Below are 17289 nucleotides of genomic sequence, written 5' to 3' on the forward strand. Positions count from 1 at the left end.
CGAGTGCCCCGTCCGACCGACGTCGCCGTCGTATCCCCCTCCTCATCGGAGCCGCCGTCGCCGTCGTGGCGATCGCAGTCGGCACGGGCGTCGTGGTGGCGAACGTGCTCGCGACCTCCGCGCCCACGACCGCCGACAACCCTGCCGGCACCGTTCCCTCCGAATCCGGCGCGACCGCCGCCGTCGAGGCTTATCTCGATGCGCTCGTCGCGGGCGATGCGACCACCGCCTTGGGTCTGCTGCCGGTCGCCGCGAACGGAGCATCCGAGGTGCTCCTAAACCCCGAGGTCTACGCACAGGCCGTGCATCCCGCGGGATACACGATCACGTCCGAGAACGCCCGAGCCGACTCGACGACGGTCTCCGCGAGCATCGACATCGACGGTTCCTCGCTCACCGTGGACTTCGTCGCCGCGCCGAACGCCGACGCAAGCGCCTGGTCTCTCGTCGAGGGTCCTGTCGCGGCGATCCGCGTCGGCGACGTGCGTCTGGTCCCGTCGATCAACTCGGTCCCGGTCGATCTGTCGGCGGTATCGCCAGGCAGTGCTCTTCCGGCGCTCCTCGGCAGATACGAGTTCGCCGCGCCCGTGGGGAACCAGCTCCTCACGTTCGGCGACGCGCAGACGGCGACGGCGAGCGCGGATTCCTCGTCCGGTGAAGCCGCGGTCGACTTCACCGGCACGTTGTCGTCCGCCGGCCGCACCGCGGCCATCGACGCCGTGCGCAGCCGCGTGGAGAGCTGCATGCTGTCGGATCAGTTCCGTCCGCGCGACTGCCCGAACGTGCTCGAGATGGAGGATCCTGGCACCTACGCCGTCACGGATCTGACCCGCTCCTGGCGCGAGACTCCCCAGTACGACGTCGTCGAGACGGCTCAGGGCGGCTATGCCGTGGTCGTCACCGGAGGCACGATGCGCATCGACTACGGCTGGCGCTATGCCGAGGGCGACCCGTGGACGCCGGATGACCTGGTGCTCACCGACGTGTTCGGCAGTTCCTCCGGCAGCGGCACGACAGTGCCGTTCACGATCGATGCGACGTCGTCGCTGAGCTTCGACTACAGCGCGCTCTGAGCGTCGCCGCCGCGTCCGGGCAGCGCTCAGCCGACGTTCTTGGCCCGCTGCTCCTTCGACCGCGCCACACTGGCCCGCAGCGCCTCCATGAGGTCGATGACCTCGCCGCCCGTGCCGGCGGCATCCGACTCGGTGAACGTCTCGGCCACATCGAACGTGTCGCCCGCTTCGATCTTCGCGTCGATGAGCGTACGCAGTTCCTTCTGGTACTCGTCGACGAAGGCGTCAGGGTCGAAGTCGGCGGAGTAGCTCTCCACGAGCGACGCCGACAGCTCGAGCTCCTTGTCGGAGATCGTGACCTCCTCCTGGAGAACGGGGAAGTCGGCCTCCCGCACCTCGTCGGACCACAGGAGCGTCTGCAGCACGAGCACATCCCCGCGCACGCGGAGCGCCGCGAGCCGCGTCTTCTGCCGCAGCGTGAAGCGCACGATCGCCGTGCGATCGGTCTGCTCCAGCGTCTTGCGCAGCAGCACATAGGCCTTCGGGGACTTCGAGTCGGGTTCGAGGTAGTACGGCTTGTCGAGGGTCAGCAGATCGACCTGCTCGGAGGGCACGAACTCGACGACATCGATCTCGCGGCTCTTCTCGGCGGGGAGCGCGGCGAGATCCTCCTTCGTCAGCACGACGGTCTGCTCGTCGTCGACATAGGCACGGTCGATGTCGGCGTAGGCCACGGTCTCGCCGCAGACCTCGCAGGTGCGCTGGTAGCGGATGCGACCACCGTCCTTCTCGTGCACCTGGTGCAACGGCACGTCGTGGTCCTCGGTCGCCGAATACACCTTGACGGGCACGTTCACGAGACCGAAGGTCAGCGCGCCCTTCCAGATCGTCCTCATGCCACCAGTAGACACCCGCACGCACTCCCCCGGCCAGACCCTTGACTACGCTGTCGTCATGATCGCGGACGGACAGATCGTGCAGGTGGGCGAGCGACGCCTTCGCGTGACGAACCTCGACAAGATCGTCTACCCCGAGACGGGCACGACCAAGGGCGAGATCTTCGCCTACTACTCGCAGATCGCCCCGCTGCTGCTGCCACTGCTCGATGGCCGCCCCGTGACCCGCAAGCGCTGGGTCGAGGGCGTCGGAACGACGTATGCTCCCGCCGATGCGTTCTTCACGAAACAGCTCGAACGCGGGGCGCCGGACTGGGTCCCCCGGCACGCTATCCGGCACTCCGACGGCCCGAAGGACTATCCCCTCGTAGATGAGGTCGCGACGCTCGTGTGGCTCGCCCAGCTCGCGGCGATCGAGCTGCACGTGCCGCAGTGGCGCTTCGGTCCTGACGGCCTCCCCGGGAATCCCGACCGTCTCGTGCTCGACCTCGACCCCGGACCGGGTGTCGAGCTCGCACAGTGCGCCCAGATCGCCCGCCTCGCACGTGGCATCCTCACCGGCATCGGACTGGATCCGATCCCCGTCACGAGCGGGAGCAAGGGCATCCACCTCTACGCCGCGCTGCCGGGCACACAGACCAGCGACGAGATCTCCGCCGTCGTCAAGGAGATCGCCCGGCTGATCGAGAACGACCATCCCGATCTCGCGACGAGCGTCATGGCGAAGGCACAGCGTACGGGGAAGGTCTTCCTCGACTGGAGCCAGAACAACGGCAAGAAGACGACCGTCTCGCCGTACTCGCTGCGCGGGCGGGCCCGCCCCTGGGTGGCGGCTCCCCGTACCTGGGACGAGCTCGACGACCCCGATCTTCGCCAGCTCGAGATGCACGAGGTGCTCGCCCGTGCGGCCGACGGCCTCGACCCCGCTGCGCCTCTTCACAGCAAGGCGGGCGGGCTCCTCGCACCGTACCTGGCCAAACGCGACGCCGAACGCACTCCGGAGCCGATGCCGCAGCGCATCGCCACCGGTGCGCCGGGCTCCGCCCGACGCTTCGTGATCCAGGAGCACCGCGCCCGTCGACTGCACTATGACCTGCGCATCGAGGACCGTGGCGTGCTCGTCAGCTGGGCGGTGCCCAAAGGCGTGCCCGACGCACCCGACCGCAACCATCTGGCGGTCATGACCGAGCCGCACCCGATGGAGTACCTCGATTTCGCGGGCGACATCCCCGAGGGCGAATACGGCGCGGGGCGCATGACCATCTGGGACACCGGCACCGTCGATCTCGAGAAGTGGCGCGACGACGAGGTGATCGGCACGTTCACCGGCCGCGACGACGGTCCTCTCGGCGCCGCACGGCTCGCGCTCATCCGCACCGACGGGCAGGGAGAGAAGTCGACCTGGCTGTTGCATCGGATGAAGGAGCCGGGCCGAGCGCGCCCGCATCGGACGAGACCCTCCGCCCCGCTCCCCGCGGATCCTGAGGCCACCCCGGCGGATTTCTCCCCGATGCTGGCCGAGAACGGCACACCAGCGCTCGCCCGCGCGCTCGGTGCGCGCCCCTGGGTCGAGGTCAAGTGGGACGGCATCCGTGCTCTCGGCACCTGGACCGACGGCCGCATGCGGCTGCATGCCCGCAGCGGTACGGACGTCACTGCCCGCTACCCCGAGCTCACGGCAGACGGAGCGCCGTCCCTCCCCGTCACCGACGCGGTGATCGACGGCGAGATCGTCGCCTTCGACGTCAAGGGACGGCCCAGCTTCACTCGCCTGCAGAACCGCATGCATCTGACGCGTGCCCGCGAGATCGAACGGGAGGTGGTGAGCACACCCATCCGCTATCTCGCATTCGATCTCCTGCGCCTCGACGGCCACGACCTGACGTCGATGCCCCTGCATCAGCGCCGGACACTGCTCGAGGACGTCGTCACCGGACTCGACGCACCGATCGCCGTGCCGCCGGTGTTCGACGACGTCGATGCGGCGCTCGACGCGAGTCGCGAGTTCGGGCTCGAAGGCGTCGTGGCGAAGGACGCCGATTCTCGCTACCGCCCCGGGCAGCGGTCGCCGTCCTGGCTCAAGCTCAAGCACACCCGCATGCAGGAGGCGGTGATCGTCGGCATCCGCCCCGGCAAAGGCGACAGAGCAGGCTCGATCGGGTCGCTCCTGCTGGCCGTTCCGTCCTCCGGTGGTGGTCTGCGCTACGTCGGCAGGGTCGGCACCGGGTTCACCGACCGGATGCTGCGCGATCTGCTCGCGACCCTCACGCCGTTGCGGATCACGGATGCTCCTCTCGAGGGCGTGCCGGCGGCGGATGCCTCGGACGCGCAGTGGGTGCGACCCGAACTCGTCGGCGAGGTGGAGTTCGCGAACTGGACGCCGGACGGCATCCTCCGGCACTCGCGCTGGCGGGGTCTACGCCCGGACAAGGCGCCGGACGAGGTGACGATCGATCCCGACGCTGTCTGACGACCGGACTCAGGCGTGGTGCGGTTCGCAGTCGCTCTGCTCGGCCGGTTCCAGTTGGAAGGTCGAGTGCTCGACGTCGAAGTGCTCGGCGAGGCAGGACTGCATCTTCGACAGCAGCGCGGCCGAACGTCCGTCCGCGAACAGCTCTGGCGCGACGGCGACGTGCGCCGTGAAGACGGGTGCCCCGCGGGTGAGCTGCCAGACGTGCACGTCGTGGACGCTCACGACGCCGTCGTAGCCGAGCAGGTGCGTGCGGATGTCGGCGACGGCCGTGCCCTTCGGGGCGGACTCCGCGAGCACCGAGAACACCTCGCGCAGCAGGGCGATCGCGCGGGGGATTATGAGCACGGCGATCATGAGCGAGGCGATCGCATCGGCCGGTATCCAGCCGGTGGTGACGATCACCACGGCGGCGACGATCACCATGGCCGAGCCGATCAGATCGCCCATCACCTCGAGATATGCACCGCGCACGTTGATGCTCGTCTGCTGCGCCCGGCTCAGCAGCCACATCGAGATCGCGTTCGCGATGAGCCCGACCGCGGCGACGACGAGCATGAGCGGGCCGGCGACTTCGGTCTCGCCCGGATCGACGAGCCGCCCCACCGCTTCGATGCCGACCGTGGTCGCGAGAACGATGAGGATGATCGCGTTGATGAGCGCCCCGAACACCTCGGCTCGCTGGTAGCCGAAGGTGCGCCGGTCATCGGCCGGGCGGGCGGAGACGGCGGCGGCGATCAGAGCGATCACGAGCGCCGACGCATCGGTGAACATGTGCGCGGCGTCGGCGAGCAGAGCCAGAGAGCCGGTGAGCAGCGCGCCGACCACCTGTACCACCATGATCGTCGCCGTGAGGCACAGCGAGATCGTCAGCAGTCGTCGGTGACCGGCGGAACGGATGCCGCCGGGCGAAGGTGCGTGATCGTGCATGCCCCCAGGCTAGACCGGGCGCGCACCCCTCAGGGGCGGTTCTCCCCAGTCGGGAATGGGGATGATTCTCAGTTCCCGCTGGGTCCCGTCGGTCCGGCTTCTCAGAGCTCTGCGAGCAGCGGGATGAGCGCCTCGAAGGCGCGCGCCCGATGGGATTGGGCCTGCTTCTCCTCATCCGAGAAGTCCCCGACGGATCGCTCGGCACCGGCATCCTGACCGTCCGGGATGAAGATCGGGTCGTAGCCGAATCCGCCGCTGCCCGAGGGGGCGTGCGCGAGACGTCCCGGCCACTCCCCGACCACGACGTGCTCCTCGCCGTCAGCGGTGACCAGGGCGATCGTCGAGGTGAAGTGCGCCGTGCGGTGCGGATCGGCGATGTCGCGCAGCTGGTCGAGGAGCAGCTCGAGGTTGGCGACGGCATCCTTCTTCTGTCCCGCCCAGTAGGCGGAGAACACGCCGGGTGATCCGCCGAGGACGTCGACACAGATGCCCGAATCGTCGGCCAGCGCCGCCAGGCCCGTGTGCGCTGCCGCCGCCCGCGCCTTGATCAACGCGTTCTCCGCGAACGTCACACCGTCCTCGACGGGTTCGGGCCCGTCGTACCCGACGACCTCGAGATCGGGACGCGTGCGGGCGACGATCTGCTGGAACTCCGCAACCTTGTGCGGGTTGTGCGTGGCGAGGACCACTCTCATCGCTGGGTCCCTGAGCTCGTCGAAGGGGCGAGCGCCTTCAGCTGCAGGTCCCTCAGGTCGGCGCAGCCTGCCACGCCGAGATCGAGCAGTGCATCGAGTTCGCGCTTGTCGAAGGGGGCGCCCTCGGCCGTGCCCTGCACCTCGACGAACAGTCCACGCCCGGTGACCACGACGTTCATGTCGGTCTCTGCACGCACATCCTCGACGTATGCCAGATCGAGCATGGGCTCGCCGTCGATGATCCCCACCGACACGGCCGCGACGGAATCGAGCAGCGGCGTGGAGTTCCTGCCGATGAACTTCTTCTCCCGGCCCCACTCGATCGCATCCGCCAGCGCCACGTAGGCGCCGGTGATGGCGGCGGTACGGGTGCCGCCGTCGGCCTGCAGCACGTCGCAGTCGATCACGATCGTGTTCTCGCCCAGCGCCTTGGTGTCGACCACGGCACGGAGCGCACGTCCGATGAGGCGCGAGATCTCGTGGGTGCGGCCGCCGATGCGTCCCTTGACGCTCTCACGGTCGTTGCGGCTGTTCGTCGCGCGAGGCAGCATCGCGTACTCCGCGGTCACCCAGCCCTTGCCCTTGCCGGTGAGCCAGCGCGGCACGCCGTTCGTGAACGACGCGGTGCACAGCACCTTGGTGCCGCCGAAGCTGATGAGCGCGGATCCCTCGGCCTGGGCGCTCCACCCGCGCTCGATGGTGATCTCTCGGAGCTGATCGGTGGAACGGCCGTCGGCGCGGACGATGGAGGACATGGACTTCCTTCGGTCGGAGGGTCGAGGTGGGATGTTCGGTGGGAAGTTCAGAGGGAGTCGAGGACGGATGCCGGCAGATCGATGACGCCCGTCTGCACGAGTTGCACGTCGCGCACCTCGCGCCCCATCAGGCGGTTCGCGAGTGCCGTGAACTCGGTCGTGGAGTCTCCGGTGGACTCGTACACATAGGTGGCGGTCGCGTCGGGAGGAGCGAGCAGGTCGTCGCGCACCAGGTGGCGGTAGACGTCGCCGGCGGTCTCGTCGTCGCTGGATACCAGGGTCACGCCTTCGCCCATCACGTAGCTGATCGCTCCGCGCAGGAACGGATAGTGCGTGCAGCCGAGCACGAGGGTGTCGACCTCGGCCTCGCGCAGGGGTGCGAGGTACTCCTCCGCGACCCGCAGCACCTCGGGTGTTCCGGTGATGCCCGCCTCGACGAACTCGACGAAGCGGGGGCAGGCGGCGGTGAACACCTGCAGCCGCTCATCGACCTCGAGCATGTCCTGATAGGCACGCGAACCGATCGTCCCGACCGTGCCGATCACGCCGACCCGCCCATTGCGGGTCGTCGAGATGGCGCGCCGGACCGCAGGGCCGATGACCTCGACCACGGGCACATCGTAGCGCTCACGAGCATCCCGGAGCATCGCCGCGGAGGCGGTGTTGCAGGCGATCACGAGCATCTTGACACCCTGCTCGACGAGGGTGTCGAGTACGTCGAGGGAGTACCTGCGCACGTCCGCGATGGGCTTCGGACCGTAGGGCGAGTGGGCCGAGTCGCCGATGTACACGAACGATTCTCGGGGCAGCTGGGCTCGGATGGCCCTCGCCACCGTGAGCCCGCCGACACCGGAGTCGAAGATTCCGATCGGGGCGTCGTTCATGACTCCCCAGCCTACCCGCGCCGACAGCCGGGACGCTCCGAGCGTCGTGCCGTTCCTGAGCGTGCGCTTTGTCGGGTGATCTGACGAATGCCGGGCGAGAACACGCTTTCTCAGCCGACATTCGTCATCTCACGCGACCGAACGCAGGGACCAGGAATCCGCGCAGCGAGACGAAGAGCGCTCACTAAGCTGATCGCATGACGACGTCGACGGCGCTTCTCACCGACCGCTACGAACTGACCATGCTCGCCGCCGCACTCCGCGACGGAACCGCTGCCCGCCCGAGTGTGTTCGAACTGTTCTCGAGGCGGCTCTCCGGCGGCCGCCGCTTCGGCGTGGTCGCCGGCACAGGACGTCTGCTGTCCCTGCTGCGCGACTTCCGGTTCGGCGAAGACGAGCTCCGCTTCCTCCGCGATGAGAACATCGTCGATGCCGCGTCGCTGACATACCTGGAGAACTACCGCTTCACCGGATCGATCCGCGGCTATCGCGAGGGCGAGCTGTACTTCCCTGGCTCCCCCATCCTCACCGTCGAAGGCAGCTTCGCCGATGCGGTGGTGCTCGAGACCCTCGCGCTCAGCATCCTGAACCACGATTCCGCCGTCGCCACCGCTGCCTCCCGGATGAGCATCGCGGCCGGCGAGCGTCCTCTCGCGGAGATGGGTTCCCGTCGCGCGGCGGAGCGCTCCGCCGTGGCCGCGGCCCGCGCGGCGTACATCGCCGGGTTCGGAGCGACGAGCAACCTCGAGGCCGGGCGCACCTGGGGCATCCCGACGATGGGCACGGCCGCCCACTCGTGGACGCTCCTGCACGAGAGCGAGGAGGAGGCCTTCCGCGCGCAGATCGGCAGCCTCGGAACCGCGACCACGCTGCTCGTGGACACCTACGACATCCGCACCGGCGTCGAGACCGCGATCCGCGTCGGCGGGACCTCACTCGGCGGTGTGCGCATCGATTCCGGCGACCTGCCTCTCGTCGCGGCAGAGGTCCGCGCACAGCTGGACGAGCTCGGAGCGACCGGCACCCGCATCACGGTGACGAGCGACCTCGACGAGTACGCGATCGCCGCCCTCGCCGCCTCTCCCGTCGACGCCTACGGCGTCGGCACGTCTGTGGTCACGGGCTCGGGGTATCCCACCGCGAGCATGGTCTACAAGCTCGTCGCCCGCCAGGACGCGAGCGGCGCCTGGATCGGGGTCGCCAAGGCTTCGGCGGACAAGGCCTCGCACGGTGGACGCAAGGCCGCGTTCCGCACGCTGGTCGACGGTGTCGCCCATGTCGAGACGGTCGTGGTCTCGAACGGTTTCGCCGCACTCGACACTCCCTCGGAGCATCCGGACGGGCGCCCGCTGCAGGTGACGTTCGTCGATAACGGCGACATCGACGCGACCTACGAAGGCGTCGAGGGCACCGCTGCCGCTCGCGCTCACCACCTCCGGGTTCGCGAGGAGCTTCCGGTCCGGGCGCTCGCGCTCAGCAAGTCCGACCCGGCGATCCCCACGGAGTTCGTCGACAGCATCTGACCACGAGCCGTCGCGAGGCGGTCGGCGGGATCAGCCCACCATCGACTCGTAGATCTCCTTGCAGGTGGGGCAGATCGGGAACTTCTCGGGGTCGCGCCCCGGTGTCCACTTCTTGCCGCACAGCGCGCGCACCGGCTTGCCGGTGATCGCGGACTCGAGGATCTTGTCCTTCTTCACGTAATGGGAGAAGCGCTCATGGTCGCCGGGCTCGAGGTTCTCCTCGCGGAGGAGTTCTTCGAGTTCGCGATCAAGCGTTGCCACGCCGCCCTGATCGGGGCTGTCCAGCGGAGTACTCATCCCGTGATTCTATCCGCGGGATGACCGCCATGGGGCGGGTCATGCGGTCTCGACGAACTCCATGAGCCGCGCACCGCTGCGCTCGAACACCAGACCGCCGATGGTCACGCCCGCAGCGAGGACCACCACGCCGGTGATCGCTCCCGACCACAGCGTGCCGGTCGCGAACTCCGCCCCCTCCGCGAGGGTGCGGACGAACAGCCAGATGGTCGGGATGCTGACGACGATCGCCCCGATGAAGGCGGATGCCGGGCCGAAGGCGCCGCGCGAAGTGGGCCGTTGCGGCTGCTGGAAGGGGCTGTCCCCGGGCCGCGACACGGCGTACGGCGCGGTCACAGAGACGATGCTGGAAATGCCGAGCGCCGACAGCAGCAGGCTCGCGGCGAGGCCCGTGAGCGGCAGGAGCAGGCGCCAGTCCGAGATCCACAGCATCGTGAGCGGCACCGCCACAGCGAGTACGGGCACAGCCACCAGCAGCACCGGGACCAGTCGTCCGAGACGGTCGGACACGCCGCGTACACCGCTCGCGACGTGCGTCCACAGGGCCGTGGAGTCGTAGGCGACATCGTTGTGCGGAAGCCAGCCGAAGAACAGCGCCATCACGGGCACCGGGACGAGGGCTGCGATCTCGAGCGGCACACCGGCAACGAGCAGCGGCAGCACGGTCAGCACACCCGCGACGGGCACCACGATGAGGTTCATGATGTAGCGGCGGTCCCGGAACCAGTACACGAGGCTGCGAGCCGCGATCGCACCGAACGCGTTCGACGGCAGCAGCGCGAACCAGCCGAGTCCGATGCGCTCGCGCGAGGACACCGGGCGCTCGGTGGTGGTGAGCATGTGACGAACCAGCCAGGTCCACACGCCCCACAGGACGCCGAGGAACACCACGGCGATGATCGCGCTGGTCCACGCGCCCTGGCTGTCGCCGGCGGCGACCGCGAACAGGAAGCCGGAGGACGCCGAGAGCGGCGTGAGTCCGATGGTGCCCGTGATCGACGCGACGGCGGCGGGCACCTGTCCCTCCCAGCGCATCGAGCCGAGGAAGACCGCGACGGGGAACGCGATGACGATGATCGCGAGGGCGAAGAGCGCCGTGAGCTCACGGGAGCGGCGCTCGGGCAGCAGGATGCTGTTCACCGCCATCCCGATGCGGGCCGCGAGGATCGCGGTCACGACGCTGACGAGGGTCATCAGCACGGCGGCGAACCAAGGCGTCCCGAGGTGGACGGCCACGATCGCCATGCAGACGTTGACCGCGACGAGCGCGAGGCTCGGCACGCTGATGAACCCGGCCAGCACGAGGATCCACGGCATCTGCCGCTCATCCACTCCGAACACCGCGAAGCGCCGCGGATCGAGCTGGTCGACGGAGCCGACGAGGATCGGCCCGAGGAGGAATCCCAGCAAGATCGCCGCGGACCCGAGGACGATCACGGTGCGGGCGACCGCGACGGGTGCATCGACGAGACTCAGCACGGCGGTGCACACCGCGACGGTCAATGCGATGACGACGACGAGAGAGAACAGCGTGCGGCCCCGACGGTGGCCGCGCAGGGCTCCGATCAGGAGCGCAGCCCTCAGTCGGAGAACGTGTGCAGCCACTCGAGCCCCTCCACCTCGCCGATGCCGCCGGAGAGCTCGACGAATCGCGCCTCCAGGGTCTGACCGGCTCGGACCTCATCGATGGTGCCCTCGGCGAGCACCTCTCCCCCGACGATGATGGCGACGCGCGAGCACACCCGCTCGACGAGGTCCATGCCGTGGCTCGAGAGGATGACGGTTCCCCCGTGCGCGACATAGGCGCGCAGGATGTCGAGGATCACGGCGGAGGACACGGGGTCGACCGCTTCGAAGGGCTCGTCGAGGACCAGCACGCGCGGCGAATGGATCATCGCACCGGCGAGCATGATCTTCTTCGTCATACCGGCCGAGTAGTCCGACACCACGCGTCCGAGCGCGTCGGCGAGGTCGAAGGCGCGAGCGAGGTCGCCGACGCGCTTCTCGATGACGTCCGAGGCGAGCCCCCGGAGCAGGCCGTAGTAGTACAGCAGCTGCCGCCCCGTCAGCCGATCGAACGTGCGCAGACGATCGGGGAGCACGCCCATCATGCGCTTCGCCGCCAGCGGCTTCTTCGCCTGGTCGACACCGCAGATCACCACACTGCCGCTGTCCGCACGGAGCAGACCGGCGACGATCGAGAGCGTGGTCGTCTTGCCGGCACCGTTGGGGCCGACGATGCCGTAGAAGGAGCCGGCGGGCACGGTGAGGTCAATACCGGCGACCGCGGTGTGATCTCCGAACGACTTCACCAGCCCGCGGATGCTGATGGCCTCGCTCGCGATCTCCGCGGAGGCCTGGTCGCTCGGGGACTCCTGCGTGGCGGCATCCTCGGTTGCGGATCCATCGGATGCCGTCGCCTCCGCTGCTTCGTCGGACGCCGGACTGTCGACGGCGCCGTCTTCGACGACGGGCTCGGGTTCCGTGTCGACGAGAGGCTCGGGCTCGGGCTCAGCCTCCACAGCGGGTTCAGCCTCCACGACGAGTTCAGCCTCCACGACGGGCTCAGCCTCGGGCTCCGTCTCGACGGCAGAGTCCGTGTCCAGCGTCTCCTCGGGCTCGACCGCTGGAACGTCGACGGCCGGGACCTCGGAGGCCGACGCCTCCGGAGTCGAGCCGGCGGGCGCGGCCGCATCGGAGGCGGGTGCTTCCGGTTCCAACCTGTCGACGGTCGCGACGGACGCCGGGGCGACCGGCTCCAGGACCTGCTCGGCCGCTGTGCCCTCGGCCGCACGTTCTGCCGCGGCCTTGCGTTCTGCGGTGCGCTTCGCCGCAGCCGCCTTCGCCGCAGCCGAGGTCCGCGCGGACGCGGTCCTCGCGGCAGCGGTGCGAGCCGACGACTTCGCGGCAGCGGAGCGCTCGGCGGCGGTCTTCGCCGCGGCCGTCTTCGCCGACCGGGTTGCGGCGGTGCTCTTCTTCTCCGCTGCGCTCGTGTCTGCGGCGGTCTTCGACGTCTTCGCTGAGGTGGCGCGAGCCGCCGTCGGCCGAGCCGCCGTCGTGCGCGGAGCCGTCGCCTTGGTCGCCCCCGCTGCCGTGCCCGCCTTCGTCGCTGCGGTCTTGGATGCCGCTGCGGTCTTGGACGCCGAGGTCTTCGACGCAGTCGCCTTCGTCCCTGCGGCCTTGGCCGTCGACGACCGTGCGGTGGTGCCCGACGCACGTGCCGCGGTGTTCCGCGCCGCGGCCGACCTCGCGGCGGATGTCGAACGCGGGGTCTTCGGCGCATCGGCCCCCGCTCCTTCTCCCTCGGCCGCAGCCGCGCCGCGTTCCGTCGCGGAACGGGCTGGAGCACGCTTCGCCGCCGGCCTCTTCACCGCGGGCTTTCGCGCCGGCGTCTTCTTCGCAGGCGTGCTCGCGGCGTCGCCCACCTCTTCGGTGCGGTCGTCGGGGGAAGCAGTCACTGTTAGAGGGTATCAACGGCCTCGAGCGATCGCGGGTCCGCGGCAACATTTCGTTCGCCTGTGCACCGGTGTACCGTGGGTCGCATCGAGCGTCGCATGAAACTGGACGTTGCGTGTGTACTCGATCACGAAATGACAACGGGGCCGGAAAGCCCGAAGCCTTCCCAGCCTCGATCGCTACCATGACATCGGCACGAAGGAGTGTCCGGCCGGTGAACCGGCCGTGAACACCATTCACTTTAGGAGCTCTCGTGACTCTTCAGACTGTCATCCTCGCCGCCGGCATGGGCTCGCGACTGGGCCGCGCACTGCCGAAGCCGCTCACCGAGCTCAGCGACGGCCGCACGATCATGGGCCAGCAGCACGACAACATCCGCGCCGCGTTCGGAACCGACGCCCGCATCACCACCGTCGTCGGCTACCGCGCCGAGACGATCATCGAGGCGTTCCCGAGCGTCAACTACGTGCACAACGAGCGCTACGACGAGACCAACACGTCCAAGAGCCTCCTCCGCGCGCTCGGCGCGACCGGCAAGTCGGGGGTTCTCTGGATGAACGGCGACGTCGTCTTCGACCCGATGATCCTCGGCCGCGCAGCCGCGTACATCGAGCGCGACCAGTCGTTCGTCACGGTGAACACCTCCAAGGTCAGTGACGAAGAGGTGAAGTACACCGTCACCGCGGAGGGCTTCATCAACGAACTGTCGAAGACCGTCAAGGGCGGCCTTGGCGAAGCCGTCGGCATCAACTACATCTCGTCCACGCACAAGAAGGCGTTCATGCGCCAGCTGCAGCGCGTCGAGGACCAGGACTACTTCGAGCGCGGCCTCGAGCTCGCGATCGCCGAGGACGGCCTTCTTCTCGAGCCGATGGACGTCTCCGACCTGTATGCGGTCGAGGTGGACTTCGCCGAAGACCTCGAGCGGGCGAACCTCTTCGTCTGAACCCGGTTCACGAACGAATGCCCGGTGCCCGTACGGCACCGGGCATTCGGCGTTCTCGCGGGCTGTCTGCCTAGGATCTGACGCATGGCCAAGAAGGTGCAGAAGATCCACTCCCTTCCCGAGGACGCTCCCTGGGACCGCGGTGTCCCGCCCGTCGGTTCCGGAGAGCATCCGTTCGCCGTCCGCGGTCTCGATCGGGTGCTGTCGATCCAGAGACCGCTCGTGCTCGCGCACATCCGCAGCATTCGGCTGCGCCACCCTCGATCGACGCCGGCGGAGATCATCCGGATCCTCGAGAGCCGGTACCTCGCCGCCGTCACCACGGGAGGCGCGGCAGTCGGTGCGACCGCGGTGATCCCCGGTATCGGCACGGGCGTGACGCTTGCACTGTCCGGCGTCGAGACGGTCGGATTCCTCGAGTCGACGGCGCTTTTCGCGCAGTCGGTCGCCGAGGTGCACGGTATCGCGGTCGCCGACCCGGAGCGGGCGCGGGCACTGGTGATGACGCTGATGCTGGGATCCGAGGGCGTCGCTCTGGTGAGTCAGCTCGCAGGTCAGGCGACGGGCCGCGCGGGGAGCCGGTCGTCGTACTGGGGTGAGCTGGTGACGAAGTCGCTGCCGCGGGCGGCGGTCGGACCGCTCGTCGATCAGCTGAAGAGCGTGTTCGTGAAGCAGTTCGCCGCTCGCGGTGGCGCGTCCTTCATCGGGAAGGCACTGCCCTTCGGCATCGGGGCGGCCATCGGCGGAGCGGGCAACCATTTGCTCGGGCGGCGGGTACTGACCACGTCGCGACGTGCCTTCGGTGCACCGCCCATCGGGCTCCCGATCGACCTGGAACCGACGCCCGGAGCGGAGCGGACCGAGATCCGGATGCTGCACGGCGCACGCTACGTGGCGGGCACGGTGACCGCGGCCGCAGGAACCGCCGCACGCGGCGTCACGCGAATCGGGCGCACCGCCGTCGCAGCCACCCGACGCCGACGCCCCGGGGCGATCGATTCCGACCACTCGTCCACAGAGTCACCCGAGTAGTCACCGCTCCACAGCACGCGCCACGATCCCCTCCCGCGACGGCGTCGACGTCGGAACCCGCTTCTAGCGTCGCGCCATGCTCACTCCTGTCGGACCTCGCACCCCTTCTCCCGATCCTGCGTATCGCGTCCCCTGGCACGTGATCCGAGACGACTCCGCCCACCCGATCGTCGTCAATCAGAGCGACGAAGGAGCGGACTTCGTCCGCGTGTTCCGGGATGATCTCGTGGCCCGCGACAGCACGCAGCTGTGGGGCCGGGTCCGTCCAGGAGAGCGCATCGAGTTGTGCCTCTGCTCGGCCGATCTCGACGAGGTCGTCGTGACGATCGCCTGGTTCCGAGAGCGCGACGGACAGGAGTACGTGTGGCGGTTCGTCGTGTGAGCGCGGCACGCGTGGTCGCACACGGGTGCAGGCGAGTCGCCAAAGGATCGCGCAACCCGTTGTGGCGAGCATCCAACGGCACCGCCCGAGCCGACGCTAGGGTGGAATGCGTGACGGAACAGCCCGAACTCTTGACCACCGCCGGCCGCATCGCAGACCTTCGCGCTCGCTACGACGAAGCCGTCATCGACGCCGAGAAGGTCGCACGCGAGAAGCAGCACGCCAAGGGGAAGATGACCGCGCGCGAGCGCATCGAGCTCCTCGTCGACCCTGGCAGCTTCGTCGAGTTCGACGAGTACGTCCGCCACCGCACCACCGCCTTCGGCATGGACCGGAACCGCCCCTACGGCGATTCCGTCGTGACCGGCGTCGGCACCATCCACGGACGGACCGTCGCGGTCTACTCGCAGGACTTCACCACGTTCGGCGGCTCGCTGGGCGAGGTGTCCGGTGACAAGATCATCAAGATCATGGAGTTCGCCCTCACCGGAGGGATGCCGATCATCGGCATCCTCGACTCCGGAGGTGCTCGCATCCAGGAGGGCGTGCTCGCCCTCAGCAAGTACGGCGAGATCTTCCGTCTGAACACACGATCGTCCGGAGTCATCCCGCAGATCTCGATCATCATGGGCCCGGCTGCGGGTGGTGCCGTGTACGGCCCGGCGCTGACGGACTTCGTGATCATGGTCGACAAGACCAGCCAGATGTTCGTGACCGGCCCCGACGTGATCAAGACCGTCACCGGCGAAGACGTCGGCATGGAGGAGCTCGGCGGTGCGCTCACTCACAACACCCGCTCGGGTGTCGCGCACTACCTCGCCCAGGACGAGGACGACGCGCTCGACTACGCGCGCACGCTTCTCGGCTTCCTCCCCGACAACAACATGGCGGAGCTGCCGAGCTACGAGGGCGGCTTCGAGTGGGAGACGACGGATGCCGACCGCACGCTGAACGCGATCATCCCCGACTCCCCCAACCAGCCCTACGACATCCACACCGTGATCGAGCACGTGGTCGACAACGGCGACTTCATCGAGGTGCAGCCGCTGTTCGCCCCCAACATCGTGATCGGGTTCGGTCGTGTGGAGGGCCGTTCGGTCGGGATCATCGCGAACCAGCCGTCGCAGATGGCGGGGACCCTCAACATCGAGGCAGGTGAGAAGGCCAGCCGATTCGTGCGCTTCTGCGACGCGTTCTCCATCCCGATCGTCACGCTCGTCGACGTGCCCGGCTACCTGCCCGGCACCGACCAGGAGTGGACGGGAGTCATCCGACGCGGCGCCAAGCTGATCTACGCGTACGCCGAGGCGACCGTGCCGATGGTGACCGTGATCCTGCGCAAGGCCTACGGCGGTGCCTACATCGTCATGGGATCGAAGCAACTGGGTGCCGACGTCAATCTCGCCTGGCCGACCGCCGAGATCGCCGTCATGGGTGGTCAGGGCGCCGTCAACATCCTCTACCGCGGCGAGATCAAGCGTGCGGAGGAAGCCGGTGAAGACGTGGCTGCCGTACGCACCCGCCTCGCCAACGAGTACACCTACAGCGTCACGAGTCCGTTCCTCGCCGCCGAGCGCGGCGAGATCGACGGCATCATCGAGCCGGCGAACACCCGCGTCTCGATCGCGAAGGCGCTGCGCGCCCTCCGCAGCAAGCGCGCGGAGCTGCCGCCCAAGAAGCACGGGAACATCCCGCTGTGACCGCCGCTGCAGAGCAGACGCAGCCGCCCACGGTGGAGATCACGAGGGGCGCTGCCACGGAGGAAGAACTCGCCGCACTCATCGCTGTGGTGAGCGAGGCGTACGCCGCGGAGGAGGAATCGGCGGTTCAGCCGGACCGCCGGGTCTCCGCATGGACCCGCACGCAGCGCGGACTGCGGAGCCCGCTGCGCCGTGACATCCCCTGGGGTCGTTTCTCGGGCTGAGGTCCGCAAAGACGGTCCCGAAATGTCCCCCAAAATACCTACAGACACGGCTCTTGCGAACCGGGAGACTTGTTCCAACGCTTCGC

The 17289-nt window shown here is 68.6% G+C and carries 16 protein-coding genes; 8 read left to right on the forward strand and 8 right to left on the reverse strand.

What is annotated here, in order from left to right; translation table 11 throughout:
• Positions 1 to 1073, forward strand: a 1073-nt coding sequence (locus tag ACI3KS_RS10110; protein WP_404917823.1) for a hypothetical protein, incomplete at its 5' end; no start/stop codon positions are given.
• A 26-nt stretch (positions 1074 to 1099) separates the two neighbouring features.
• On the opposite strand, the gene ACI3KS_RS10115 is transcribed toward ACI3KS_RS10110, so the two are convergent.
• Positions 1100 to 1909: a Ku protein gene (locus tag ACI3KS_RS10115; RefSeq protein WP_404917825.1), complete on the reverse strand. Its 810-nt coding sequence runs from the start codon at positions 1907 to 1909 to the stop codon at positions 1100 to 1102.
• A gap of 58 nt (positions 1910 to 1967) precedes the next feature.
• Between ACI3KS_RS10115 and ACI3KS_RS10120 the strand changes: the two genes are divergently transcribed.
• Entirely contained in the window at positions 1968 to 4379 is a 2412-nt protein-coding gene (locus ACI3KS_RS10120; RefSeq protein ID WP_404917827.1) for an ATP-dependent DNA ligase, read from the forward strand.
• 9 nt (positions 4380 to 4388) lie between these two features.
• On the opposite strand, the gene ACI3KS_RS10125 is transcribed toward ACI3KS_RS10120, so the two are convergent.
• The 4 genes from ACI3KS_RS10125 to murI all read right to left on the reverse strand — a co-directional run bounded on the left by ACI3KS_RS10125 (position 4389) and on the right by murI (position 7643).
• Positions 4389 to 5309 (reverse strand): cation diffusion facilitator family transporter, encoded by a 921-nt coding sequence (locus ACI3KS_RS10125; protein ID WP_404917829.1) that lies wholly within the window; start codon positions 5307 to 5309, stop codon positions 4389 to 4391.
• A gap of 101 nt (positions 5310 to 5410) precedes the next feature.
• The gene (gene rdgB / locus ACI3KS_RS10130; protein WP_404917831.1) at positions 5411 to 6004 is read right to left on the reverse strand and encodes an RdgB/HAM1 family non-canonical purine NTP pyrophosphatase; all 594 of its coding nucleotides are present in this window, start codon (positions 6002 to 6004) and stop codon (positions 5411 to 5413) included.
• The gene (gene rph, locus ACI3KS_RS10135) at positions 6001 to 6759 is read right to left on the reverse strand and encodes a ribonuclease PH (RefSeq protein WP_404917833.1); all 759 of its coding nucleotides are present in this window, start codon (positions 6757 to 6759) and stop codon (positions 6001 to 6003) included. The genes rdgB and rph overlap by 4 nt, the downstream gene beginning before the upstream one ends.
• 47 nt (positions 6760 to 6806) lie before the next feature.
• Entirely contained in the window at positions 6807 to 7643 is an 837-nt protein-coding gene (gene murI, locus ACI3KS_RS10140) for a glutamate racemase (RefSeq protein ID WP_404917835.1), read from the reverse strand.
• A gap of 197 nt (positions 7644 to 7840) precedes the next feature.
• Here murI and ACI3KS_RS10145 point away from each other — a divergent pair, with 197 nt between their 5' ends.
• The gene (locus tag ACI3KS_RS10145; RefSeq protein WP_404917837.1) at positions 7841 to 9166 is read left to right on the forward strand and encodes a nicotinate phosphoribosyltransferase; all 1326 of its coding nucleotides are present in this window, start codon (positions 7841 to 7843) and stop codon (positions 9164 to 9166) included.
• Positions 9167 to 9196: 30 nt separating this feature from the next.
• Here the strand turns inward: ACI3KS_RS10145 and ACI3KS_RS10150 are convergent, their stop codons facing one another.
• The 3 genes from ACI3KS_RS10150 to ACI3KS_RS10160 are packed head-to-tail and all read right to left on the reverse strand — an operon-like array spanning position 9197 to position 12921.
• Complete coding sequence (locus ACI3KS_RS10150; RefSeq protein ID WP_028503536.1) at positions 9197 to 9463, reverse strand: DUF3039 domain-containing protein; 267 nt, start codon at positions 9461 to 9463, stop codon at positions 9197 to 9199.
• A gap of 39 nt (positions 9464 to 9502) precedes the next feature.
• The gene (locus tag ACI3KS_RS10155) at positions 9503 to 11068 is read right to left on the reverse strand and encodes a hypothetical protein (RefSeq protein ID WP_404917840.1); all 1566 of its coding nucleotides are present in this window, start codon (positions 11066 to 11068) and stop codon (positions 9503 to 9505) included.
• Positions 11044 to 12921: an ATP-binding cassette domain-containing protein gene (locus ACI3KS_RS10160; RefSeq protein ID WP_404917842.1), complete on the reverse strand. Its 1878-nt coding sequence runs from the start codon at positions 12919 to 12921 to the stop codon at positions 11044 to 11046. The genes ACI3KS_RS10155 and ACI3KS_RS10160 overlap by 25 nt, the downstream gene beginning before the upstream one ends.
• Positions 12922 to 13172: 251 nt before the next feature.
• On the opposite strand from ACI3KS_RS10160, the gene ACI3KS_RS10165 reads away from it, so the two are divergent.
• From ACI3KS_RS10165 to ACI3KS_RS10185, 5 genes are all read left to right on the forward strand, one after another.
• The gene (locus tag ACI3KS_RS10165; RefSeq protein ID WP_404917844.1) at positions 13173 to 13865 is read left to right on the forward strand and encodes an NTP transferase domain-containing protein; all 693 of its coding nucleotides are present in this window, start codon (positions 13173 to 13175) and stop codon (positions 13863 to 13865) included.
• Between the two features lie 84 nt (positions 13866 to 13949).
• Complete coding sequence (locus ACI3KS_RS10170; protein WP_404917846.1) at positions 13950 to 14897, forward strand: hypothetical protein; 948 nt, start codon at positions 13950 to 13952, stop codon at positions 14895 to 14897.
• Between the two features lie 76 nt (positions 14898 to 14973).
• Positions 14974 to 15279, forward strand: a complete 306-nt coding sequence (locus ACI3KS_RS10175; protein WP_404917848.1) for a hypothetical protein — start codon at positions 14974 to 14976, stop codon at positions 15277 to 15279.
• A 110-nt stretch (positions 15280 to 15389) separates the two neighbouring features.
• A complete protein-coding gene (locus ACI3KS_RS10180) occupies positions 15390 to 16979 on the forward strand; it encodes an acyl-CoA carboxylase subunit beta (RefSeq protein ID WP_404917850.1) in 1590 nt (529 codons plus the stop codon).
• Complete coding sequence (locus ACI3KS_RS10185) at positions 16976 to 17203, forward strand: acyl-CoA carboxylase subunit epsilon (RefSeq protein WP_404917852.1); 228 nt, start codon at positions 16976 to 16978, stop codon at positions 17201 to 17203. Before ACI3KS_RS10180 ends, ACI3KS_RS10185 begins: the two co-directional genes overlap by 4 nt.
• The last annotated feature ends 86 nt before the right edge of the window (positions 17204 to 17289 follow it).

Source organism: Microbacterium sp. ZW T5_45 (genome assembly GCF_044987415.1).
GTDB lineage: Bacteria > Actinomycetota > Actinomycetes > Actinomycetales > Microbacteriaceae > Microbacterium.

Bases quoted from the DNA above. Each gene is read 5' to 3' on its own strand.
- ACI3KS_RS10145 (WP_404917837.1), top strand. From the start codon at position 7,841: ATGACGACGTCGACGGCGCTTCTCACCGACCGCTACGAACTGACCATG.
- murI (WP_404917835.1), bottom strand. From the start codon at position 7,643: ATGAACGACGCCCCGATCGGAATCTTCGACTCCGGTGTCGGCGGGCTC.
- rdgB (WP_404917831.1), bottom strand. From the start codon at position 6,004: ATGAGAGTGGTCCTCGCCACGCACAACCCGCACAAGGTTGCGGAGTTC.
- rph (WP_404917833.1), bottom strand. From the start codon at position 6,759: ATGTCCTCCATCGTCCGCGCCGACGGCCGTTCCACCGATCAGCTCCGA.
- ACI3KS_RS10120 (WP_404917827.1), top strand. From the start codon at position 1,968: ATGATCGCGGACGGACAGATCGTGCAGGTGGGCGAGCGACGCCTTCGC.
- ACI3KS_RS10175 (WP_404917848.1), top strand. From the start codon at position 14,974: ATGCTCACTCCTGTCGGACCTCGCACCCCTTCTCCCGATCCTGCGTAT.
- ACI3KS_RS10115 (WP_404917825.1), bottom strand. From the start codon at position 1,909: ATGAGGACGATCTGGAAGGGCGCGCTGACCTTCGGTCTCGTGAACGTG.
- ACI3KS_RS10150 (WP_028503536.1), bottom strand. From the start codon at position 9,463: ATGAGTACTCCGCTGGACAGCCCCGATCAGGGCGGCGTGGCAACGCTT.
- ACI3KS_RS10125 (WP_404917829.1), bottom strand. From the start codon at position 5,309: ATGCACGATCACGCACCTTCGCCCGGCGGCATCCGTTCCGCCGGTCAC.
- ACI3KS_RS10170 (WP_404917846.1), top strand. From the start codon at position 13,950: ATGGCCAAGAAGGTGCAGAAGATCCACTCCCTTCCCGAGGACGCTCCC.